Consider the following 3244-nt stretch of genomic DNA (forward strand, 5'->3'; position numbering starts at 1 on the left):
CATAGTATTCGTCGTTAGAAAACAATTATTGTGACATTATTTCAATGAGTTATCTATTTTTGTCGTGTACAGAGATTATTATAGAAGCCCCCATGAATAAATCGCTCATCATTTTCGGCATCGTCAACATAACCTCGGACAGTTTCTCCGATGGAGGCCGGTATCTGGCGCCAGACGCAGCCATTGCGCAGGCGCGTAAGCTGATGGCCGAGGGGGCAGATGTGATCGACCTCGGTCCGGCATCCAGCAATCCCGACGCCGCGCCTGTTTCGTCCGACACAGAAATCGCGCGTATCGCGCCGGTGCTGGACGCGCTCAAGGCAGATGGCATTCCCGTCTCGCTCGACAGTTATCAACCCGCGACGCAAGCCTATGCCTTGTCGCGTGGTGTGGCCTATCTCAATGATATTCGCGGTTTTCCAGACGCTGCGTTCTATCCGCAATTGGCGAAATCATCTGCCAAACTCGTCGTTATGCATTCGGTGCAAGACGGGCAGGCAGATCGGCGCGAGGCACCCGCTGGCGACATCATGGATCACATTGCGGCGTTCTTTGACGCGCGCATCGCGGCGCTGACGGGTGCCGGTATCAAACGCAACCGCCTTGTCCTTGATCCCGGCATGGGGTTTTTTCTGGGGGCTGCTCCCGAAACCTCGCTCTCGGTGCTGGCGCGGTTCGATGAATTGCGGCTGCGCTTCGATTTGCCGGTGCTTCTGTCTGTTTCGCGCAAATCCTTTCTGCGCGCGCTCACAGGCCGTGGTCCGGGGGATGTCGGGGCCGCGACACTCGCTGCAGAGCTTGCCGCCGCCGCAGGTGGAGCTGACTTCATCCGCACACACGAGCCGCGCCCCTTGCGCGACGGGCTGGCGGTATTGGCGGCGCTGAAAGAAACCGCAAGAATTCGTTAACTGCACATTCGGGATATTTCTCTATATTCGCGGTTCAGCAGGCATGTCCCCTTTGAGGGCGACCCGACGACAGGATAATCGACCTTATGGTGCGCAAATATTTCGGCACAGACGGTATTCGTGGCAAAGCCAACGAAGGCGCGATGACGGCGGAAACCGCCTTGCGCGTCGGCATGGCGGCTGGCCGTGTCTTTCGTCGCGGTGACCACCGCCATCGTGTCGTGATCGGCAAGGATACGCGCCTGTCGGGCTATATGCTTGAACCCGCGCTCACAGCCGGTTTCACCTCGATGGGCATGGACGTATTCCTTTTTGGCCCGCTGCCGACAACGTATAGGAAGAATAAACGCCCTTTTCACCCAAGTCCAAATTAATTTGCCGATTCCATAATCAGGGTGTATTACAATTCCATAGAGTTTTTCAATCCAGGTGGTTTAGCTGATAACTTAACGATTGATCAGCTTCTTCGTGAAGATTACTCGCCATGGGCGCGCAATAAAAGGATATCTGCCACGTTCAAAGAAGCGCATTTTATTGAAAAATATGGGTCAGGCATCAAACGAATCCAAGAAGGCTTCGCATCCTATGGTCTGCGTCCCCCTGTCTTTGAAAATTTCCAGCACGGTTTTCGAGTTATTGTCTCATCAAAGCTACTTTTCGAATCTAATGAGGGAGTAAGTGAGGGAGTAAATCTACTATTTAATCAGATAAGAACTAATCCAGGAAAGCGTGCACCATTTTTAGTAAACGAGCTATTAGTTCCTGTCAAGATAGTAGAGCGGTGGCTCAAAATCTTAAGAGATGATCATAAAATCGAGTTTCGAGGAGCTCCTAAAAGTGGAGGATACTGGCTAAAATAGAAATCAATGATACTCTTAAGTGGCACCAATCGAACTCCTATTTTAGCATTTAAAAAAGTATCCTCACATCATTTTATTGAACAATACCTAAGGCTGCTCTGGCGGCATTGATATGATTATCGTCGTTGCACTCTACCGCAAAAGCGCCATATGCTAATGGAGCTGCAGCAGCCCTCTCTATAGATTGTTCGTAGAGCCTATCCCATATCGTTCCGCCTTGTTTAGCATACTCCGTTATCAAACTCTTCAGGCTATCCTCTCCAAAAACCGATACGTGACCAGAAAAGTCCAGTGCAGGATCACCCATATGCGCAGTAGACCAATCTATGATACCAGAGGTCTTACCTTCCTTCGAGGTTAAGACATGCCCTGCATAGAGATCGCCATGGATGAAACAAGTGAATTCAGGCCACAAAGGGTCATTGTCCAACCATCTACGGTATCTGTTTTCCAACGGCTCGCTGATACCTATCTCAGATTTCACCAAGTGGATACGGTCAGCTATTTCGGTCCTCAATTCACTTGGAGTCATTATTTTCAAGTTGCTCTTTCTCACATCGTCAGCTGTAATACGATGTAATTCGGCCAATGATTTTGCCAGAGACTCCACATAAGCTATGCTATCGCGATCTATGTTCCAAGAAACCTCATGTGTTATCGCATCGAATGTCAGAGCAGGCGCATCCTCCAGTAAAGGGTAGGCTATTAGGCGCTCCGATACAATTTTCCAATCAGGGACATTGATCGACAGGTTTCTTTTGGCTAAATCCAATATTCTACTTTCATTTTCGATTTGTTCAAGCATATCGCTTCTTCGAGGTATACGGAGTACCCAGTTCTCACCGTTTACTTCCTTTACAAAGGCAACTCTAAAGTCGATGCCCATCTCATTGACGCTCATCTCTTCCGAAATTCTCAGCCCATGCTCTAGGGCTAATGTTTGCATATCTTCGATTGTCATTTCTATACTGTTTTCTTTTATTAAATTGGTACCAGTTCCCCCGACAGGACATTCTGAATGTCATATACAGGTGTAACACTTTACCCATATTCTTTTCGTATGGATAACACTTCCCATCAGGGAACAAAAATCTGATACATGAATTAATTGTGAGACAGTAGACCTACTGTCGCATTGAAGCCATCTCGGCGACTATTTGATTAGGAAAACCAAGGCTTTGCCATCATAGCCTTATCATAGAAGTATAACATAGTTGTAAAGATAGAAAATTATTTTTTATTCATCCATGATGTTATTATTTTATAATAACATCATCTAAACATGTCCTGTCGCTCTTTTGTGCTGTGATATTTCATACCTATTAACTGCTTTCGTTTGAATTATACGACGTTCTACTCACAATAGGGCAAGGGTTACTCATTCCGTAGGATGCGGTTCACGTATAGGAAGAATAAACGCCCTTTTCACCCAAGTCCAACAGCTTTGGACCGCAGTTGACTCTTTCGACACCCCTG

General features: G+C 47.6%; 4 protein-coding genes. 3 read left to right on the top strand and 1 reads right to left on the bottom strand.

The window, feature by feature from the left end:
• The first annotated feature begins 92 nt into the window (after positions 1-92).
• From sul2 to GVV58_RS15025, 3 genes are all read left to right on the top strand, one after another.
• A complete protein-coding gene (gene sul2 / locus GVV58_RS15015) occupies positions 93-908 on the top strand; it encodes a sulfonamide-resistant dihydropteroate synthase Sul2 (protein WP_001043260.1) in 816 nt (271 codons plus the stop codon).
• An 86-nt stretch (positions 909-994) separates the two neighbouring features.
• Entirely contained in the window at positions 995-1282 is a 288-nt protein-coding gene (locus GVV58_RS15020) for a phosphoglucosamine mutase (RefSeq protein ID WP_159516853.1), read from the top strand.
• 21 nt (positions 1283-1303) lie between these two features.
• On the top strand, positions 1304-1768 hold the full coding sequence (locus tag GVV58_RS15025) for an ATP-binding protein (RefSeq protein WP_071830580.1): 465 nt from the start codon (positions 1304-1306) through the stop codon (positions 1766-1768).
• Positions 1769-1841: 73 nt separating this feature from the next.
• Here GVV58_RS15025 and mph read toward each other — a convergent pair whose 3' ends face one another.
• A complete protein-coding gene (mph, locus tag GVV58_RS15030; protein ID WP_071830579.1) occupies positions 1842-2729 on the bottom strand; it encodes an Mph(E)/Mph(G) family macrolide 2'-phosphotransferase in 888 nt (295 codons plus the stop codon).
• Positions 2730-3244: the final 515 nt, after the last annotated feature.

This window comes from Acinetobacter sp. 18QD2AZ41W, from assembly GCF_009829025.1.
GTDB classification, from domain to species: Bacteria; Pseudomonadota; Gammaproteobacteria; order Pseudomonadales; family Moraxellaceae; genus Acinetobacter; species Acinetobacter pseudolwoffii.

What these genes read in the sequence shown, in the direction of transcription:
- GVV58_RS15020 (WP_159516853.1), top strand. Translation starts at nt 995, where the DNA reads ATGGTGCGCAAATATTTCGGCACAGACGGTATTCGTGGCAAAGCCAAC.
- mph (WP_071830579.1), bottom strand. Translation starts at nt 2,729, where the DNA reads ATGACAATCGAAGATATGCAAACATTAGCCCTAGAGCATGGGCTGAGA.
- sul2 (WP_001043260.1), top strand. Translation starts at nt 93, where the DNA reads ATGAATAAATCGCTCATCATTTTCGGCATCGTCAACATAACCTCGGAC.